Origin of the sequence: Parahoeflea alexandrii (assembly GCF_027214025.1) — a bacterium.
GTDB classification, from domain to species: Bacteria; Pseudomonadota; Alphaproteobacteria; order Rhizobiales; family Rhizobiaceae; genus Hoeflea; species Hoeflea alexandrii_A.
In genome coordinates this window covers 427,884-444,724 of record NZ_JAPWHB010000004.1, presented here as the reverse complement: position 1 = coordinate 444,724, position 16,841 = coordinate 427,884, and the positions used below count along the sequence as shown (strand labels likewise).

15 protein-coding genes are annotated in these 16,841 nt (G+C 62.4%); 13 read left to right on the top strand and 2 right to left on the bottom strand.

Annotation, left to right across the window (positions count from 1 at the left end):
* The first annotated feature begins 23 nt into the window (after positions 1-23).
* Genes O4H62_RS15680 through uxuA form a run of 8 tightly spaced genes read left to right on the top strand, consistent with a single transcriptional unit; the run spans position 24 to position 7,381 of the window.
* On the top strand, positions 24-995 hold the full coding sequence (locus tag O4H62_RS15680; RefSeq protein WP_269389493.1) for a TRAP transporter substrate-binding protein: 972 nt from the start codon (positions 24-26) through the stop codon (positions 993-995).
* A gap of 60 nt (positions 996-1,055) precedes the next feature.
* Positions 1,056-1,577: a TRAP transporter small permease gene (locus O4H62_RS15675; protein ID WP_430538443.1), complete on the top strand. Its 522-nt coding sequence runs from the start codon at positions 1,056-1,058 to the stop codon at positions 1,575-1,577.
* Positions 1,578-1,581: 4 nt separating this feature from the next.
* Positions 1,582-2,862 carry a TRAP transporter large permease gene (locus tag O4H62_RS15670; RefSeq protein WP_269389223.1) on the top strand — a complete coding sequence of 427 codons (1,281 nt, stop codon included), beginning with the start codon at positions 1,582-1,584 and terminating at the stop codon, positions 2,860-2,862.
* 7 nt (positions 2,863-2,869) lie between these two features.
* On the top strand, positions 2,870-3,196 hold the full coding sequence (locus tag O4H62_RS15665) for a cupin domain-containing protein (RefSeq protein ID WP_269389222.1): 327 nt from the start codon (positions 2,870-2,872) through the stop codon (positions 3,194-3,196).
* A gap of 13 nt (positions 3,197-3,209) precedes the next feature.
* Positions 3,210-4,034: a 5-dehydro-4-deoxy-D-glucuronate isomerase gene (gene kduI / locus O4H62_RS15660; protein ID WP_269389220.1), complete on the top strand. Its 825-nt coding sequence runs from the start codon at positions 3,210-3,212 to the stop codon at positions 4,032-4,034.
* Complete coding sequence (kduD, locus tag O4H62_RS15655) at positions 4,031-4,759, top strand: 2-dehydro-3-deoxy-D-gluconate 5-dehydrogenase KduD (protein ID WP_269389219.1); 729 nt, start codon at positions 4,031-4,033, stop codon at positions 4,757-4,759. The genes kduI and kduD overlap by 4 nt, the downstream gene beginning before the upstream one ends.
* Positions 4,716-6,197: a mannitol dehydrogenase family protein gene (locus O4H62_RS15650; protein ID WP_269389217.1), complete on the top strand. Its 1,482-nt coding sequence runs from the start codon at positions 4,716-4,718 to the stop codon at positions 6,195-6,197. The genes kduD and O4H62_RS15650 overlap by 44 nt, the downstream gene beginning before the upstream one ends.
* On the top strand, positions 6,194-7,381 hold the full coding sequence (gene uxuA / locus O4H62_RS15645; RefSeq protein ID WP_269389215.1) for a mannonate dehydratase: 1,188 nt from the start codon (positions 6,194-6,196) through the stop codon (positions 7,379-7,381). The genes O4H62_RS15650 and uxuA overlap by 4 nt, the downstream gene beginning before the upstream one ends.
* A 53-nt stretch (positions 7,382-7,434) precedes the next feature.
* On the opposite strand, the gene O4H62_RS15640 is transcribed toward uxuA, so the two are convergent.
* Positions 7,435-7,905, bottom strand: a complete 471-nt coding sequence (locus O4H62_RS15640) for an Lrp/AsnC ligand binding domain-containing protein (RefSeq protein ID WP_269389214.1) — start codon at positions 7,903-7,905, stop codon at positions 7,435-7,437.
* Positions 7,906-8,124: 219 nt separating this feature from the next.
* On the opposite strand from O4H62_RS15640, the gene O4H62_RS15635 reads away from it, so the two are divergent.
* The 3 genes from O4H62_RS15635 to O4H62_RS15625 all read left to right on the top strand — a co-directional run bounded on the left by O4H62_RS15635 (position 8,125) and on the right by O4H62_RS15625 (position 10,917).
* Positions 8,125-8,562, top strand: coding sequence for a universal stress protein (locus O4H62_RS15635; RefSeq protein WP_269389213.1), 438 nt, complete (start codon positions 8,125-8,127; stop codon positions 8,560-8,562).
* A 10-nt stretch (positions 8,563-8,572) separates the two neighbouring features.
* Positions 8,573-10,126 (top strand): alanine/glycine:cation symporter family protein, encoded by a 1,554-nt coding sequence (locus O4H62_RS15630; RefSeq protein ID WP_269389212.1) that lies wholly within the window; start codon positions 8,573-8,575, stop codon positions 10,124-10,126.
* Positions 10,127-10,323: 197 nt separating this feature from the next.
* Positions 10,324-10,917, top strand: coding sequence for a sulfite oxidase heme-binding subunit YedZ (locus tag O4H62_RS15625; protein ID WP_269389210.1), 594 nt, complete (start codon positions 10,324-10,326; stop codon positions 10,915-10,917).
* Positions 10,918-10,940: 23 nt separating this feature from the next.
* Here O4H62_RS15625 and O4H62_RS15620 read toward each other — a convergent pair whose 3' ends face one another.
* Positions 10,941-11,804 carry a LysR family transcriptional regulator gene (locus tag O4H62_RS15620; RefSeq protein ID WP_269389209.1) on the bottom strand — a complete coding sequence of 288 codons (864 nt, stop codon included), beginning with the start codon at positions 11,802-11,804 and terminating at the stop codon, positions 10,941-10,943.
* Positions 11,805-11,939: 135 nt separating this feature from the next.
* On the opposite strand from O4H62_RS15620, the gene O4H62_RS15615 reads away from it, so the two are divergent.
* Together O4H62_RS15615 and O4H62_RS15610 are read left to right on the top strand one after the other, a co-directional pair.
* Positions 11,940-14,387: a GcvT family protein gene (locus O4H62_RS15615; protein ID WP_269389208.1), complete on the top strand. Its 2,448-nt coding sequence runs from the start codon at positions 11,940-11,942 to the stop codon at positions 14,385-14,387.
* On the top strand, positions 14,384-16,831 hold the full coding sequence (locus O4H62_RS15610) for a GcvT family protein (protein WP_269389207.1): 2,448 nt from the start codon (positions 14,384-14,386) through the stop codon (positions 16,829-16,831). Before O4H62_RS15615 ends, O4H62_RS15610 begins: the two co-directional genes overlap by 4 nt.
* Positions 16,832-16,841: the final 10 nt, after the last annotated feature.

Sequence of the window (16,841 nt, the reverse complement as noted above, 5' to 3'; positions counted from 1 at the left end):
GGAGGAGACTGAACATGAAACTGATGAAAACCCTGGCCGGCATGCTGCTGGCCACCGCAGCCATGGCGATGACCGCAAGCGCATGTGAAACCACGCTCAAGTCGTCCGACACCCATCCCGACGGCTACCCGACGGTCGAAGCCGTCAAGGCGATGGGCAAGATGCTCGAAGAAAGCACCGGCGGCAAGCTGTGCGTCGAAATCTACCATTCGGCCCAGCTGGGCCAGGAGAAAGACACGATCGAGCAGACCCAGTTCGGTGCCATTGACCTGAACCGCGTCAGCCTTGGACCCTTCAACAACATCATCGAAGAAACCCAGGTTCCTTCGCTGCCCTACATCTTCCGCTCGGTCGATCACATGCACAAGGTGATGGACGGTCCGATCGGCCAGGAGATCCTGGACGCGTTTGCCGCCCATGACCTGATCGGTCTGGCGTTCTACGACGGCGGTTCGCGCAGCTTCTACAACAAGGAAAAGCCGATCAAGTCGATGGAAGACCTGAAGGGCATGAAGTTCCGCGTCATGCAGTCCGACATGTTCGTCGACATGGTCAGCGCACTGGGCGCCAACGCCACGCCGCTGCCTTACGGCGAGGTCTACTCGTCGATCCAGACCGGCGTCATCGATGGTGCGGAAAACAACTGGCCGTCCTATGACACCTCGGGTCATTTCGAAGTGGCGAAATACTACACGCTCGACCAGCACCTGATCGTGCCGGAAGTGCTGGTGATGTCGAAGAAGAGCTGGGACAAGCTGAGCGCCGACGAGCAGGAGAAGGTTCGCGCCGCTGCCAAGGCCTCCGTTCCGGTGATGCGCGAGCTCTGGGTCGCGCAGGAGAAGAAGTCGGAAGACAAGGTCCGCGCCGCCGGCAGCGAGATCATCACCGACATCGACAAGACCCCGTTCATCGAGGCGATGAAGCCGGTCTACGAGAAGTACGTCAAGTCCGACAAGCTCAAGGACATGGTCGCCCGCATCCAGGCAACCGAGTAGTCTTGATCACCGGCCCGCGGGGACTTTTCCCGCGGGCCGATTCCCAACGGAGGGGTGGACGTGCAGAGCCAGATGAGAAGTGTGGCGCGGGTAACCAGCGCCATGGCGCAGGCTGCGCTGTGGACATCGGGAGCGGGCCTGGTGCTGATGACGGTGCTGATCGCCTGCCAGGTGTTCTGGCGCTATGTTCTCAATGACAGCATTTCATGGACCGAACCCGGATCGGTGATGATCATGGGCTGGTTCATTTTCCTCGGGGCCGCGGTCGGCATTCGCGAGGGCTACCACCTTTCCTTCGACATCATGCTTCACCTTGTGCCTGAGCATGTGAAGCTGTGGATGCAGTCGATCTCGGACCTTGTCGTGATCGCCTTCGGCGGCGGCATGGTGGTCTATGGCACACAACTGGCGGTCAACGCCGCACCCAACGTGCTGCCGAGTCTGGGCATATCGGGCGCATTCGATTTCATTCCCATCGTAGCCGGCGGGGTGCTGGTGATCCTGTTCTCGATCGAACGCATTGCACGACGCCTGGCAGGCCTGCCGACGGCGCTTTTCGGCGAAACCGAGCTGGAGGACTAGGACAATGGAATTGTGGGTCCTTTTCGGCTCCTTCGTGGTGCTGCTGCTGCTTGGCACGCCGGTGGCGTTCTGCCTCGGCGTCTCGAGCTTCGCCACCATAGCCTATCTCGGGCTGCCGCCGGTCGTGGTGTTCCAGCGGATGAATTCCGGGGTCTCGGTGTTCGCGCTGATGGCGATCCCGTTCTTCATCTTCGCCGGCGACCTGATGGTGCGCGGCGACATCGCCCGGCGCCTGGTTGCGCTGGCCGGCGCCATGGTCGGCCACCTGCGCGGCGGTCTCGGGCAGGTCAATATTTTTGCCTCGATCATGTTCGGCGGAGTTTCCGGATCGGCAGCCGCTGACGCCAGTGCTGTCGGTGGGCTGATGGTGCCGCAGATGAAGGAGCGCGGTTACGATGTCGACTACGCGGTCAACATCACGGTGGTCGGGTCGATCATCGCGCTGATGATCCCGCCTTCGCACAACATGATCATCTATTCGATTTCGGCCGGCGGGAAGATCTCGATTGCCGACCTGTTCACCGCCGGCATCATCCCGGGCCTGCTTCTGGCATTGTCGCTGATGGTCGCCGCCTGGTTCGTGGCCAAGCGGCGCGGCTATCCGACCGAGGCTTTCCCCGGCTTCAGGATGCTGCTCAGCCTGTTTGGCAACGCCGTGCCGGGCCTTATCTTGATCGCGATCATCTTCGGAGGCGTGCGCTCGGGGATCTTCACGGCATCGGAATCCTCCAACATCGCCGTTGTCTACGCGATGTTCGTGACCTTCTTCGTCTACCGGTCGCTGAGCTGGAACGATTTCGTCGCCGCCACCTTCGCGGCAGTGCGCACCACGGCGATGGTGCTGATGGTGATCGGCTGCGCCGGCGCGTTTGGATGGCTGCTCGCCTATACGCGCGTCCCGGCCTCGATGGTGATGATGCTCAAGGGGCTCTCGGACAATCCGATCGTCATCCTGCTGTTGATGAACGTGGTGCTGCTGATCCTCGGCACCTTCATGGACATGTCGCCGCTGATCGTCATTACCACGCCGATCTTCCTGCCGGTGGCCACGGCCTTCGGCGTCGATCCGGTGCATTTCGGGGTGATCCTGATCCTCAACCTCGGCATCGGGCTGTGCACGCCTCCGGTGGGGGCGGTGCTGTTCGTCGGCTGCGCGGTGGGCAAGATACCGATATGGCAAGCGATGCGCACCATCTGGCCATTCTACGGCGCCGCTTTCGCCACTCTGATGCTGGTCACCTATATCCCGCAGCTATCGCTGTGGCTCCCGGCCCTGTTCCACTGAGGTCCCCATGATCAAGTGTTTTCCCGAGGTTCAGGCCGATCCCGGCGTCAGGCGGCAGGTGCTCAGCGACAGTCCGGAACTGATGGTAGTGGCCTTCCGGTTCCAGGCGGAAGGTGCGGAGGGCAAGCTGCACAGCCATCCGCATGTGCAGTCGACCTATGTCCAGTCCGGGCGGTTCGTGTTCTGCGTTGCGGACGAGGAATTCGAGGTTGCTCCGGGCGACAGCTTCGTCATTCCGTCCAACGCGGTGCATGGCTGCCGTTGCTTGGAACCCGGAACCCTGATCGACACGTTCGCGCCGCGGCGCGACGATTTTCTGACGCCTAACCCCTGAAGGGAGAGTTTCCATGCTGACGGTTGAAACCCGGCACGCCATCGATCCAGCCACGGCCAAAGGCCTCGACACGGCGGGACTGCGGTCGCATTTTCACGCCGGCGGGCTGTTTGCCGATGGCGAAATCCGGCTGGTCTACACCCACTACGACCGCCTTATCCTGGGCGGTGCGGTTCCGGGTGCGGGAAAGCTGACCCTCGACCATGTCAAGGAATGCGGCACGGCAACCATTCTCGAGCGGCGGGAGATGGGCATTCTCAATGTCGGCGACACGGGAACGGTTTCGGCCGGTGGCACCGACTACACCGTCAACCGCGGCGATGTGCTCTATCTCGGCATGGGTTCGGGACCGGTGACGTTTTCCGGCGGTGGCCGGTTCTACATCCTGTCGGCTCCGGCGCACCGAAAGTGCCCGAGCAAGCTGATCCGGATCGAGGACGCGCGGCGGGTGGAAATGGGATCAGCGGAAACCTCGAACGAGCGCGTCATCCTGCAGTTCCTGCATCCCGAGGTGGCCGAGAGCTGCCAGTTGCTGATGGGCTACACCCAGTTTGCGCCGGGCTCGGTCTGGAACACCATGCCGGCCCACCTGCATGACCGGCGCATGGAAGCCTATCTCTATTTCGACATGGGGCCGGAGCAGCGCGTTTTCCACATCATGGGCCGGCCGGATGAAACCCGCCACATCGTGATGGCGAACGAGGATGCTGTGATCTCGCCGCCCTGGTCGATCCACTGCGGTGCGGGCACCGGGGCCTACACCTTCTGCTGGGCCATGGCCGGCGACAATGTCGATTTCACCGACATGGACATGGTGGCGATGGGAGACCTGCGGTGAGCCCATTTTCGCTCGCGGGCAAGACGGCGCTGGTGACCGGCGCCAACACCGGCATCGGCCAGGCCATCGCGCTGGCGATGGGCCGGGCCGGAGCCAGCGTCATCTGCGCGGGACGCCAGTCCTGCGCAGAGACCGTGAGCCAGATGACGGATGCACGCGAACTGCTTCTCGATTTCGCCGACCCGATGGCAGCACGCGACGTGTTTTCGAACGAGCGGATCGATATTCTGGTCAACAATGCCGGGATCATCCGCCGCAACGACGCGGTCGATTTCACCGAGAGCGACTGGGACGACGTGCTGGACGTGAACCTGAAGGCGGTGTTCTTCACCTGTCAGGCGTTCGGGCGCGCTGTCTTTGCCCGTGGCGGAACCGGCGCGATCGTCAACATCGCCTCATTGTTGTCGTTCCAGGGCGGGATCCGCGTGCCGTCCTACACCGCTTCCAAGCATGGCGTTGCCGGCATCACCAAGCTGCTTGCCAATGAATGGGCAGCAAAGGGCATCAATGTGAATGCGATCGGTCCCGGCTACATCGTGACCAACAACACCGAAGCCCTGATCAGGGACGAGGCCCGCAACAAGGCGATCCTCGAACGTATCCCCGCCGGGCGCTGGGGCGAACCTGAAGACATCGGCGAGACGGCAGTCTTCCTGGCGTCGCCGGCGGCGAAGTACATTCATGGCGCAATCCTCAATGTCGATGGAGGCTGGCTTGCGCGTTGACGATCAAAGGCTCGGCCGTTCGGATGCTGTGAGGCCGGGGGCGGGGATCGTGCATCTCGGGCTGGGCGCCTTCTTCCGGGCTTTCGGCGCGGTCTATGTCGAGGATGCCGCCCGGTTGTCCGGCGGCGACTGGGGCATCGTCGGCGTGAGCCTGCAAAGCCCGTCGACGCGCGACCGGCTTGCCCCGCAGGACTTCGTCTATACCTGCGTGACCCAGAATGCCGAAGGCGGCGAGACCTTCCGCAAGATCGAGATCGTGCAGGATGTCCTGGTGGCGCCTGAAGACCCCGAAGCCGTTCTCAAGCGGATGGCTGATCCGGCGATCCGCATCGTCACGCTTACGGTGACGGAGAAGGGCTACTGCCATGATCCGGCGACCGGGAAGCTTAACTTCGACCATCCCGATATCGTTCACGATCTCGGCAACCCGCTGCCGCGTTCTGCTCCCGGCTTCCTGGTTCGTGCGCTGCAAAGGCGGCGAGACGCCGGGCTGCCGCCCTTCACGGTGCTGACCTGCGACAATCTTCCGGAAAACGGCAGGCTGGTCCGCCGCGCGGTGCTGGATCTGGCGGCAAAGGTCGATCCGTCGCTTGCCGACTGGATCGCGGCGGAGGGGCGGTTTCCGGCAACCATGGTCGACCGGATCACACCGGCCACGAAGCCCGAGGACATCGAGCGCCTGGCGCAGAAGATCGGTTACCGCGATGAAGCACCGGTGATGTGCGAGCCTTTCCGGCAATGGGTGGTGGAGGACGATTTCGTTCCCGCCTATGGCGCAGACGCCCGCCCGGATCTGGCCGCCGCCGGCGCCGAGATGGTGAAGTATGTGACGCCCTACGAGAACATGAAGCTCCGGATGCTCAACGGCACGCATTCCTCGCTTGCCTATCTCGGCTATCTCGCCGGTCATGAGACCATCGCAGAGACGGTGGCGGATCCCGTGTTCGCAACGTTCGTCAAGCGGCTGTGGCGCGAAGAGATCATGCCATCCTTTGCGCCGCCTGAAGGGGGTGACCTCGAAGCCTATGCGGACGCTCTGTTCGAGCGGTATTCCAACCCGGCCATCCGGCACCGCACCTGGCAGATCGCCATGGACGGTAGCCAGAAGCTGCCGCAGCGGATTCTCGGGACCATCACAGACAATCTTGATGCGGGCAGGGCCTGCCCGGGGCTGATGCTCGCGGTCGCGGGCTGGATGCGCTACGTCGGCGGCATCGACGAGAAGGGCCAGCCGATCGAGGTCAAGGATCCGCTGGCTCACCAGTTGCGCACCCTTTCGGATGCGGCTCCGACAGCGGAGCTCAAGGTCGCCGCGCTGCTCGGGGTTCGCGATGTCTTCAGTTCCCGGCTGGCAGACGAACTCGGTCAACCCGTCGCCCGCGCTTATGAATTCCTGTCCGTGCATGGCGCACGCAAAGCAGTTGAGGAAATCAAGTGAAGGAAAGCTGGCGCTGGTACGGCCCTCTCGACAAGATCTCTCTCGGTGAAATTGCGCAGACCGGCGCAAGCGGGATCGTGACCGCCTTGCACGAAGTGCCCTATGGCGAGGTCTGGAGCCGCGAGACGATCGCCCGGCGCAAGGCCGAAATCGAGGCTGCGGGTTTCGAGTGGGTGGTGGTCGAGAGCCTGCCGATTCACGAGCGGATCAAGCGGGGCGAGGGCGACCTGTCGGGGCTGTTTGCCAATTACCGCCAGTCGATGGCGAACCTCGCCGCCGAGGGGCTTTTCACGATCTGCTACAATTTCATGCCGCTGCTCGACTGGACCCGCACCGATCTTGCGGCACCCGTCGACCGCGGCGGCAGTTGCCTGCGGTTCTCGGCACCGAAGATGGCGGCGCTGGAACTCTTCATGCTAGGCCGCGGCGAGGCGCGCCAGGATTATCTGCCGGAGGTCGTTGCGCAGGCCGAGAGCTGGTTCCAGGCTTCCTCCGACGACGACCGTTCGCAACTCATGCATTCGGTGATGGCAGGCCTGCCCGGCGCCTATGACCGTTACGATGCCGACGGCCTGAAGGCCGCGCTCAAGCTCTATGAGGGCATCGACCGCGCGGAGCTGCGGAGCCATTTCAAGCGGTTCCTCGAAGAGGTGATCCCCACCGCCGAGGAACTCGGCATGCGGTTCTGTGTGCATCCCGACGATCCCCCCAGGAACATCCTCGGGCTTCCGCGCATCGTCTCCTGTGCCGATGACATCGCCTGGCTTCTGGGGACGTTCGACAGTCCTGCGAACGGGCTGACCCTGTGTTCGGGTTCGCTCGGGGCCAATCCGAAGAACGACGTGCCGGCGATTGCGCGGCGATTTGCGGACCGGATCCGCTTTGCCCATCTGCGCAATGTGCGCAAGGATGCAGACAGTTCCTTCGAGGAAGCCGCGCATCTGACCGGTGATACCGACATGGTCGATCTGGTTGCGGCGCTGCTTGAAGAAGAAAGCCGCCGCCGTGATGCGGGCCGAGCTGACTGTGAGATCCCGTTCCGGCCGGATCACGGTCACGAGTTGCTCGATGATGCGAGCCGGAACAGCCATCCGGGCTATCCGCTGATCGGGCGGATGCGGGGACTGGCGGAACTGCGCGGCGTTATCGCCGGCCTATCTTACGGCACGAAGCAAGCTGGCTGAACACGGCCGGTGAGAAACAACCTGTTCCGGACGACATCGGCCAAGATCGCGCGTCAGACCCGAAGTTCGATCATGCCGGTTTCCTTGACCGACTCCATGACCGCAAAGGAATGGGTCTGCATGACAGACGGCAGCTGGCTGATGCGCTCGCCGAGCAATTCGCGGAACTGGGTGATGTCGCGGGTGCGGACCTTGAGCATGTAGTCAAACGGACCAGCGATCATCAGGCAGCTCTGGACTTCCGGGATCAACCTCACGGCGCGGTTGAAGTCGTCAAGCGAACTGTCGCTGGTCTTGGACAGGTTTACATGCACGATCATGACATGCCCCATATCGACTTCAGAGGGGTCGATGCTGGCGCAATAGCCGGAAATGACACCTTCACGCTCCAGCCGTTTGACCCGTTCCGAACACGGGGTCTTGGTCAGATGCACACGTTCGGCAAGATCAACGATAGACATTCTGCCATGGGCCTGCAGCTCATTGAGAATACGGCGATCAATGGGGTCCAAGTTCCTTCTCATCTGGTCTTTTTTCCTTGTATTTCCTGATTTTTGGCCGAATGTCTTGAATGTAGACCAATAAAAGGTCCAATGACTAGTCTTTTTGACTAGAGTTACAGTGCGGGATCAACCGCACGGAATGCGTATTTCAGCGCCAGTTTCAGAAGTTTGATTGGTCGTATTGAGTGGTTGTTTCGGAAGCGGGCGTGGTTGCGACAACGACAAGAGAGGGACTTTGAAATGACGACAAAACTGGTTGTCGGCCTTGACGGCCACGAGTCAGGCGAACGCGCCCTGGCCTATGCGGAGCGACTGGCAAAACTCATCGGCGATTGCGAGCTGATGATTGTCTATGTGGTGGAATGGTCGCCCTATTCGTTCCAGACCGCGGAGGAGAATGCCCAGCGGCACAAGCGTCGCGAAGAGGAAATCTCGACCGCAACGGAGCGGGTCGTGGATCCGGCCGTGGCCAAGGTGACGGCTGCCGGTATCAAGGCAACTGGAAAGGTTCGGCATGGCGACGTGTCGTCGATCCTGATGGCTGTTGCCGAGGAAGAGAAGGCCGAGCAGATCATCGTCGGCCGTTCGTCGGAAGGCGGATTTGCCAAGCGCATCTTCGGCAGCGCCGCCTCCAACCTCGTCATGCACGCGTCCGTGCCTGTCACAGTCGTCAACTGAGGGGGCAATCATGAATAATCTTGGAAAACTGATGCTGTTGACGATTGCATCTTCAGCCCTTGCCGGCGCTGCCCATGCGCAGGAAGCCATGACGCTTGACCAGAAGGTCAATGAAATCTTTGCCGCAGTCACCGGCCCGTTTGTCAGTCTCATCTTTGCGCCAATTCCGGGGACTGGCTTTCCCTGGATCGTCATGTGGCTGGTTATCGCCGCGACGATTTTCACAATCTACTTCGGGTTTGTTCAGTTTCGCTTCTTCGGTCATGCCATCGGGCTGGTGAAGGGCGACTATTCGGATCCGAACGATGCCGGCGAAGTCAGCCACTTCCAGGCGCTTGCGACCGCGCTTTCAGGCACGGTCGGACTCGGCAACATTGCCGGTGTGGCTGTTGCCGTCGGCATCGGTGGCCCCGGCGCGACATTCTGGATGATCCTTGCGGGATTGCTCGGAATGGCGTCCAAGTTCACCGAATGTACGCTCGGTGTGAAGTACCGAAACGAGTATGAGGATGGCACGGTTTCCGGCGGTCCCATGTACTACATCTCCAAGGGCTTCAAGGAGCTGGGTCTTCCTGGCGGCAAGTTCCTCGCGATCATGTTCTCCATCTTCTGTATTCTGGGCGCCTTCGGCGGCGGCAACATGTTCCAGGCCAATCAGGCGCATGCCCAGATTTCCGGAATTGTCGGCGACTATCCCGGCTGGATTACAGGCATCATCTTCGCAGCGGTGGTCTTTGCGGTCATCGTCGGCGGAATCAAGTCGATCGCCAATGTGACCGAAAAGATCGTTCCGTTCATGGGCATTCTCTATGTCGGTGCGGCGCTGATCATCCTGCTGGTCAACTACGACAAGATCGGCTGGGCCTTCGGCCAGATCCTCGGTGGCGCCTTCACAGGCCTGGGCGTTGCCGGTGGCTTTGTCGGTGCCCTGATCCAGGGCTTCAAGCGGGCGGCATTCTCCAACGAAGCCGGTGTCGGTTCGGCGGCAATTGCCCACTCGGCGGTCAGGACCAAGGAGCCGATTACCGAAGGTTTCGTCTCGCTGCTCGAGCCGCTGATCGATACCGTCGTGATCTGCACGATGACTGCTCTGGTCATTACCATCTCGCAGCAGCTGATCGTTGATCCGGCGACCGGGCTTTACCAGCTCAACGAAGCCGGTTCTTCGATCGCCACTGTCGGCGATGTCAGCGGCGTTGCCCTGACCTCCGCGGCGTTCGGTTCGGCAATCGGCTGGTTCCCCTACGTGCTGGCGATCGCGGTTGTGCTGTTTGCCTTCTCGACGATGATTTCGTGGTCCTACTACGGTCTCAAGGCCTGGACCTATCTGTTCGGCGAAGGCAAAAGCTCCGAGCTGACGTTCAAGATCATCTTCTGCATCTTCATCGTCATCGGAGCGGCGGCCAGCCTCGGTCCGGTCATCGACTTCTCGGATGCCGCTATCTTCGCAATGAGCGTGGTCAACATCTTCTGCCTCTACTTCCTGATGGGTCTGGTGAAGAAGGAGCTGAGGTCCTACGCCTCACGTCTGAGCGCCGGAGAGATCAAGAAGTTCAAGCACTAGATCGTGTGACTGGAAAAGCACGAGGGGCGGGGAGATCCGCCCCTCAACAACGCGGCACCGGCGCAAAACGCCGGCGCCGTTTGTGTTGGCGGGCGTTGGCGCCCGAAACTTCATTACCAGAGTTTAACTAGGAGCCGGCGGCTATCGGGCGTATTCCAGAACACGGATTGGGAGGCAGATCGGAAAGGACCTAAACCGTGAAAAGCATACTCTCCTCTCGATATTTCTTCTGGGCGGTTCTGGCGCTGCCGGCGCTGCCGATGATGATTGCCCTGTCTTCCGATCCGGGCGCGGCCAAGGGGCTGCTGCACCCCAGCGGCGAGTTTTCCGCCCGTTTCATGATCATCGCGATGATGATCACGCCGCTCAGGATGATCTTTCCCAAGGCCGGCTGGCTCAATTGGCTCATGCGACGCCGCCGCGCGCTGGGCGTCGCGGCGTTTCTCTACGCCGTCCTGCACCTGGTGCTTTACGTGATGGAGAAAGGCGCGCTGGCGCCAATGCTGGCCGAGTTCATGGAACTGGGGATCTGGACCGGCTGGCTGGCGTTCGCCATCTTCGTGCCGCTGGGCCTGACCAGCAACAACATCTCGCAGCGCTGGCTGCTGAAAAAGTGGAAGACGCTGCAGCGGTTCGTCTACCCGGCAGCGGTGCTGACGCTTGTGCACTGGATCTTCGTGCACGACAATCTCGGGCCGGCGCTGGTCAACTTCCTGCCGCTGGCGGCGCTTGAAGCCTGGCGGATCTGGAAAAACCTGTCGGGTAGCGGCACACGGACAGTGGCTGCATAGCGCTGTCGGAGCGGGGCTCCGATTCAACCCCTGCCGGGATCGGCCGCCAACTGCCGGCGCACGCTTTCGAGCAGGCGCCGGTGGACATGGGAATGGCGGTTGCGCAGATGCATGGCACAATAGACTCCCTGGGGAATGCGCGGCGCGTCCTCGACATAGTCGAAGCCTTGCGCCGCCACCATCTCGGTGGCGGATTCCTCGAGCACATAGGCCGAGCCGCCCAGCGATGAAAGCAGGCCGCAGACGGTGATGTTCTGGCCGCTCGACAGCGGCGCCTCGGCGAGGTCGGCCATCATCGGATTGTGTACCTTCTCGAAGGCCGGCGAGAAGCGGGTGAAGATGTAGCTGGTCGGCTCGATCTCGGCGATGCGCCTGGCATTCGAGCTGATCAGCCGGTAGCCGACCTCGCCGATGAGTTCATGGTGAAGGTCGGGCATGTGCTTCGGCGTAAACATGATCGACAGGTCGAGTTCGCCCGCCAGCAGGTCGACGCTCATCTGGTTGGAAAAGTCGAGATCGATGTAGAAGGCGGCCCTTGGCAGGATGGCGCGAAAGCCTGCGACCCAATCGGCGATGTGGTTGGAGGCAAGGTCGTGTTGGATGCCGATCCGCATCGACTGGTCGAAATTGCCGGTGCTTTGCACTGAGCGGCGGGCCTCGTTCCATTGATGGCGCAGCGCCCTTGCATGGTCGAGCAGCCGGTATCCCGCGGGCGTCGGCTGGGTGCCGGCGCGGCTCCGCGTGAACAGCCTCTTGCCGAGCACCGATTCGAGCGTGTTGATGCGCGCCGACACGGTTGATTGCTTCAGGTTCAACCGGTCCGCCGTCCGGTTGAAGCTTTTCGTCTCCATCAGATCGAGAAATGTCTCCAGCAATTCGATCTGCATGGTCGATCTCCCGGAAATTGTTGCCCTGCACCCTAATCGAGTTTGTCGATTAATAATGGTGTTCGGGCCTGATTGCGAACTGAAAATTCGGGCTCGATACTCGCTTCAGACCGATCGATATGAGGGAGATGGCGGGTGAGCGAGATTGCAGGGCATGCGCGGGTTGTCATCATCGGTGGCGGCGTGGTTGGCGTCTCGGCGCTCTATCATCTGGCCAAGGCCGGCTGGACCGACTGCGTGCTTCTGGAGAAGAACGAGCTGACGGCTGGCTCCACCTGGCATGCGGCGGGCAACGTGCCGACTTTCTCGTCCTCCTGGTCGATCATGAACATGCAGCGCTATTCGGCCGAGCTCTACCGGGGGCTCGCGGCTGCGGTCGACTATCCGATGAACTACCACGTCACCGGTTCGATCCGGCTCGGGCATTCGAAGGAGCGGCTCAGGGAGTTCCAGCGCGTCGTCGGCATGGGCCGCTACCAGGGCATGGATCTCGACATTCTGTCGCCCGGCGAGATCACCTCGCGCTATCCCTTCGCCGAGATCCACGATCTCGCCGGCGCGCTTTACGATCCTTATGACGGCGACATCGATCCGGCGCAGCTGACCCAGGCACTGGCCAAGGGCGCGCGGGATCTCGGCGCGAAGATCTACCGCTTCTGTCCGGCGACCGGCGCGCGGCGTGAAAACGACGAGTGGGTGATCTCGACCGAAAAGGGCGAGATCCGCTGTGAATACGTGGTCAACGCTGCGGGCTATTATGCCCGCGAAGTCGGCAAGATGTTCGGCCGCGACGTGCCGATGATGGTGATGAGCCATCAGTACATGCTGTTTGACGAAGTGCCGGAAGTGGCGGCATGGACCGCCGAGGTCGGCCACAAGCTGCCGTTGATGCGCGATGTCGACAGCTCCTACTATCTCAGGCAGGAGAAGAACGGCTTCAATCTCGGCCCCTACGAGCGCAACTGCAAGGCGCATTGGGTGACGCCCGACGATCCGATGCCCGAGGATTTCTCGTTCCAGCTCTATCCGGACGATCTCGAGCGGCTGGAATGGTACATCAACGACGCCTGCGCGCGGGTGCCGCTGCTGGGCACGGCGGGGCTCACCAAGAACATCAACGGGCCGATTCCCTACACGCCGGACGGCAATCCGCTGATCGGGCCGATGCCGGGTGTCCCCAACGCGTTCGAGGCCTGCGTCTTCACCTTCGGCATCTGCCAGGGCGGCGGCGCCGGCAAGGTGCTGGCGGAATGGGTGATGGAGGGCGAGACCGAGTGGGACATGTGGTCGTGCGACCCGCGCCGCTTCACCGCGTTCTGCGACCAGGACTACACGGTCGCCAAGGGCATGGAGGTCTACGGCCACGAATACGCCATGCATTTCCCGCACCATGCCTGGCCGGTGGGGCGCAACAGGAAGCTGTCGCCGGTGCATGACCGGATCGCAGATCTCGGTGGCCAGTTCGGCGCCTACAATGGCTGGGAACGGGCCAACTGGTATGCGCGGCCCGGCGACGACACAAGCGAAGAGGCAACGCAGACCTGGGCGCGCGAGGGCGCATGGTTCGAAGCGGTCCGCGAGGAGTGCCTGGCGGTGCGCGACGCGGCCGGCATTCTCGACCTGCCGGGGTTCTCGCGGTTCCGGGTGCAGGGTGCGGGCGCGCGCGACTGGCTCAATTCGCTGATCACCGGCACGGCGCCGAAACCGGGCCGGATCGGGCTTGGCTATTTCGCCGATGCCAAGGGCCGCATAGTCACCGAGATGTCGCTGATGGCGCTGGACGAGGATTTCTTCTTCCTGATCACCGCGGCGACGGCGCAACTGCACGACTATGAATGGCTGATCAAGCACCTGCCGGCCGGCTCGGAAATCGCGGTCGAGGACGTCACCGAAGCGTTCTCCTGCCAGATCCTGACCGGTCCGAAATCGCGCGAGATCCTGGCGGCCGTGACTGAGGCGGATTTAAGTAAGGGATGGCTTACGCATCAGTCGGCGCAGCTGGATGGCACCTGGTGCCAGCTGGTGCGGGTGTCGTTTGCCGGCGAGCTCGGCTGGGAAATTCATTCCAAGGTCGAGGACACGCCAAAGATCTTCGATGCGGTGATGAAGGCCGGCAAACCGCACGGGCTCAAGCCCTTCGGCATGTTCGCGCTCAATTCGCTCAGGCTCGAGAAGGGCTACCGGGCCTGGAAGGGCGATCTGTCGACCGATTACACCGTGTTGCAGGGCGGTCTCGACCGGTTCGTCAAATGGGACAAGCCGGACTTTCTCGGCAAGCAGGCGCTCGAGGCGGAAAGGCAGCAGGGTGTTTCCAAGCGGTTCGTGACGCTGACCGTCGAGGCGGGCGACTGCGACGCGCCCTACATGTCGACGCTCTGGCACGACGGCGTCGTCGTGGGTGAAACCACGTCGGGCGGCTGGGGTCACCGGATCGGCAAGTCAATCGCGCTCGGCATGGTGCGGGCCGACCTCGCCGAACCCGGCACCCGGCTGGATGTCGAAATCTTCGGCGAACGCTTTTCCGCCACGGTTGAACCGGATCAGCCGCTGTGGGATCCCCAAAACGAAAGACTGCGGGCATGAGTGTGACTGTTCCCCAAAACGCCCGCGTGGTCATCGTCGGCGGCGGCGTCTCCGGCTGCTCGGTGGCCTATCACCTGGCCAAGCTGGGCTGGACCGACATCGTGCTTCTGGAACGCAAGCAGCTGACCTGTGGCACCACCTGGCATGCGGCCGGGTTGATCGGGCAATTGCGCGCCTCGCTCAACATGACGCGGCTCGCCAAATATTCCGCCGATCTCTACGTCAAGCTGGAGGAAGAAACCGGCGTCGCCACCGGCATGCGGCAATGCGGCTCGATCACCGTGGCGCTGACGGAAGCGCGCAAGGAAGAGATCTACCGGCAGGCGTCGCTTGCCCGGGCGTTCGACATCGACGTCCAGGAAATCGGGCCGGACGAGGTGCTGAAGATGTATCCGCATCTCAACATCTCCGATGTCACGGCGGCGGTGCACCTGCCGCTCGACGGGCAATGCGATCCGGCCAACATCGCCATGGCGCTGGCCAAGGGCGCGCGGCAGAACGGCGCACGGATCATCGAGGGCGTGAAGGTCACGTCGGTCAACAGCGCCAATGGAAGGGTGACCGGGGTCGACTGGCAGCAGGGCGAGGAAAGCGGCACGATCGCCGCCGACCTCGTGGTCAATTGCGGCGGCATGTGGGGCCGGGATCTGGCGGCGCAATCCGGCGTGACGCTGCCGCTGCATGCCTGCGAACATTTCTACATCGTCACCGAGGCGATTGAGGGCCTGCCGCGGCTGCCGGTGCTCAGGGTTCCGGACGAGTGCGCCTACTACAAGGAAGATGCCGGCAAGATGCTGCTCGGCGCCTTCGAGCCGGTGGCTAAGCCCTGGGGCATGAACGGCATCTCGGAAGACTTCTGCTTCGACCAGTTGCCGGAGGATTTCGACCATTTCGAGCCGATCCTCGAACAGGCCGTCAACCGGCTGCCGTTGCTTGCCACCGCCGGCATTCACACCTTCTTCAACGGGCCGGAAAGTTTCACACCGGACGACCGCTACTATCTCGGCGAAGCGCCGGAGATCAAAGGCTACTGGCTTGCCGCCGGGTACAATTCGATCGGTATCGTTTCCTCCGGCGGCGCCGGTTTCGCGCTGGCGCAGTGGATGAATGACGGCGAGCCGCCATTCGATCTGTGGGAAGTCGATATCCGCCGGGCGCAGCCCTTCCAGAAGAACCGGCACTACCTGCAGAGCCGCGTCACCGAAACGCTCGGCCTGCTTTACGCCGATCACTTTCCCTACCGGCAAATGGCGACGGCGCGCGGCGTGCGCCGCTCGCCGATCCACGAGCAGCTGAAGGCGCGCGGCGCGGTGTTCGGCGAAGTCGCCGGCTGGGAGCGGGCCAACTGGTTCGCGGACGAAGGGCAAACGCCCGAATACCAGTATTCCTGGAAGCGGCAGAACTGGTTCGACAACCAGAAGCGCGAACACCTGGCGGTGCGCGAAAAGGTCGGTCTGTTCGACATGACCTCGTTCGGCAAGATCCGGGTCGAGGGACGGGACGCGCTTAGCTACCTGCAGCGGCTCTGCGCCAACGACATGGATGTCGAGCCGGGGCGGATCGTCTACACCCAGATGCTCAATACGCGCGGCGGCATCGAGTGCGATCTGACCGTGACGCGGCTCAGCGAGACGGCGTTCCTGCTTGTCGTGCCGGGCGCGACGCTGCAGCGCGACCTCAGCTGGCTGAGGCGGCACCTGGGCGACGAGTTCGTGGTGATCACCGACATCACCGCGGCGGAATCTGTGCTCTGCGTCATGGGGCCGAATGCCCGTGCGCTGATGCAGGCTGTCAGCCCCAATGATTTCTCCAACGACGCGCATCCCTTCGGCACCGCCCGCGAGATCGAGATCGGCATGGGGCTCGCCCGCGCCCACCGGGTCACCTATGTCGGCGAACTGGGCTGGGAGCTCTACGTCTCTTCCGACCAGGCGGCGCATGTGTTCGAGGCGCTGGCGGAAGCGGGGAGCGATCACGGGCTCAAGCTTTGCGGTCTGCACGCGCTCGATTCCTGCCGCATCGAAAAGGCCTTCCGGCATTTCGGCCATGACATCACCGACGAGGACCATGTGCTCGAGGCCGGGCTGGGCTTCGCGGTGAAGACCGGGAAGGGTGATTTCATCGGCCGGGATGCGGTGCTGCGCAAGCGCGAGCAAGGGCTTTCGCGCCGGATGGTGCAATTCCAGCTGACAAACCCCGAACCATTGCTGTTCCACAACGAGGTGGTCGTGCGCGACGGCGAGATCGTCTCGATCGTCACCTCTGGCAATTACGGCCATCATCTCGGCGGTGCCATCGGCCTCGGTTACGTGCCGTGCGCCGGTGAAAGCGCGGAAGACGTACTCGCCTCAACCTATGAAATCGAAATTGCCGGGGAACGCCATTCTGCAACGGCGTCTCTCAAGCCCCTGTACGACCCCGGCGCGCTCCGCGTCCGGATGTGAATTGACCTTT

Coding starts and splice junctions, on each gene's coding strand:
- O4H62_RS15680 (WP_269389493.1), top strand. CDS start 24: ATGAAAACCCTGGCCGGCATGCTGCTGGCCACCGCAGCCATGGCGATG.
- O4H62_RS15670 (WP_269389223.1), top strand. CDS start 1,582: ATGGAATTGTGGGTCCTTTTCGGCTCCTTCGTGGTGCTGCTGCTGCTT.
- O4H62_RS15665 (WP_269389222.1), top strand. CDS start 2,870: ATGATCAAGTGTTTTCCCGAGGTTCAGGCCGATCCCGGCGTCAGGCGG.
- kduI (WP_269389220.1), top strand. CDS start 3,210: ATGCTGACGGTTGAAACCCGGCACGCCATCGATCCAGCCACGGCCAAA.
- O4H62_RS15650 (WP_269389217.1), top strand. CDS start 4,716: ATGGCGCAATCCTCAATGTCGATGGAGGCTGGCTTGCGCGTTGACGAT.
- O4H62_RS15640 (WP_269389214.1), bottom strand. CDS start 7,905: ATGAGAAGGAACTTGGACCCCATTGATCGCCGTATTCTCAATGAGCTG.
- O4H62_RS15635 (WP_269389213.1), top strand. CDS start 8,125: ATGACGACAAAACTGGTTGTCGGCCTTGACGGCCACGAGTCAGGCGAA.
- O4H62_RS15630 (WP_269389212.1), top strand. CDS start 8,573: ATGAATAATCTTGGAAAACTGATGCTGTTGACGATTGCATCTTCAGCC.
- O4H62_RS15620 (WP_269389209.1), bottom strand. CDS start 11,804: ATGCAGATCGAATTGCTGGAGACATTTCTCGATCTGATGGAGACGAAA.
- O4H62_RS15610 (WP_269389207.1), top strand. CDS start 14,384: ATGAGTGTGACTGTTCCCCAAAACGCCCGCGTGGTCATCGTCGGCGGC.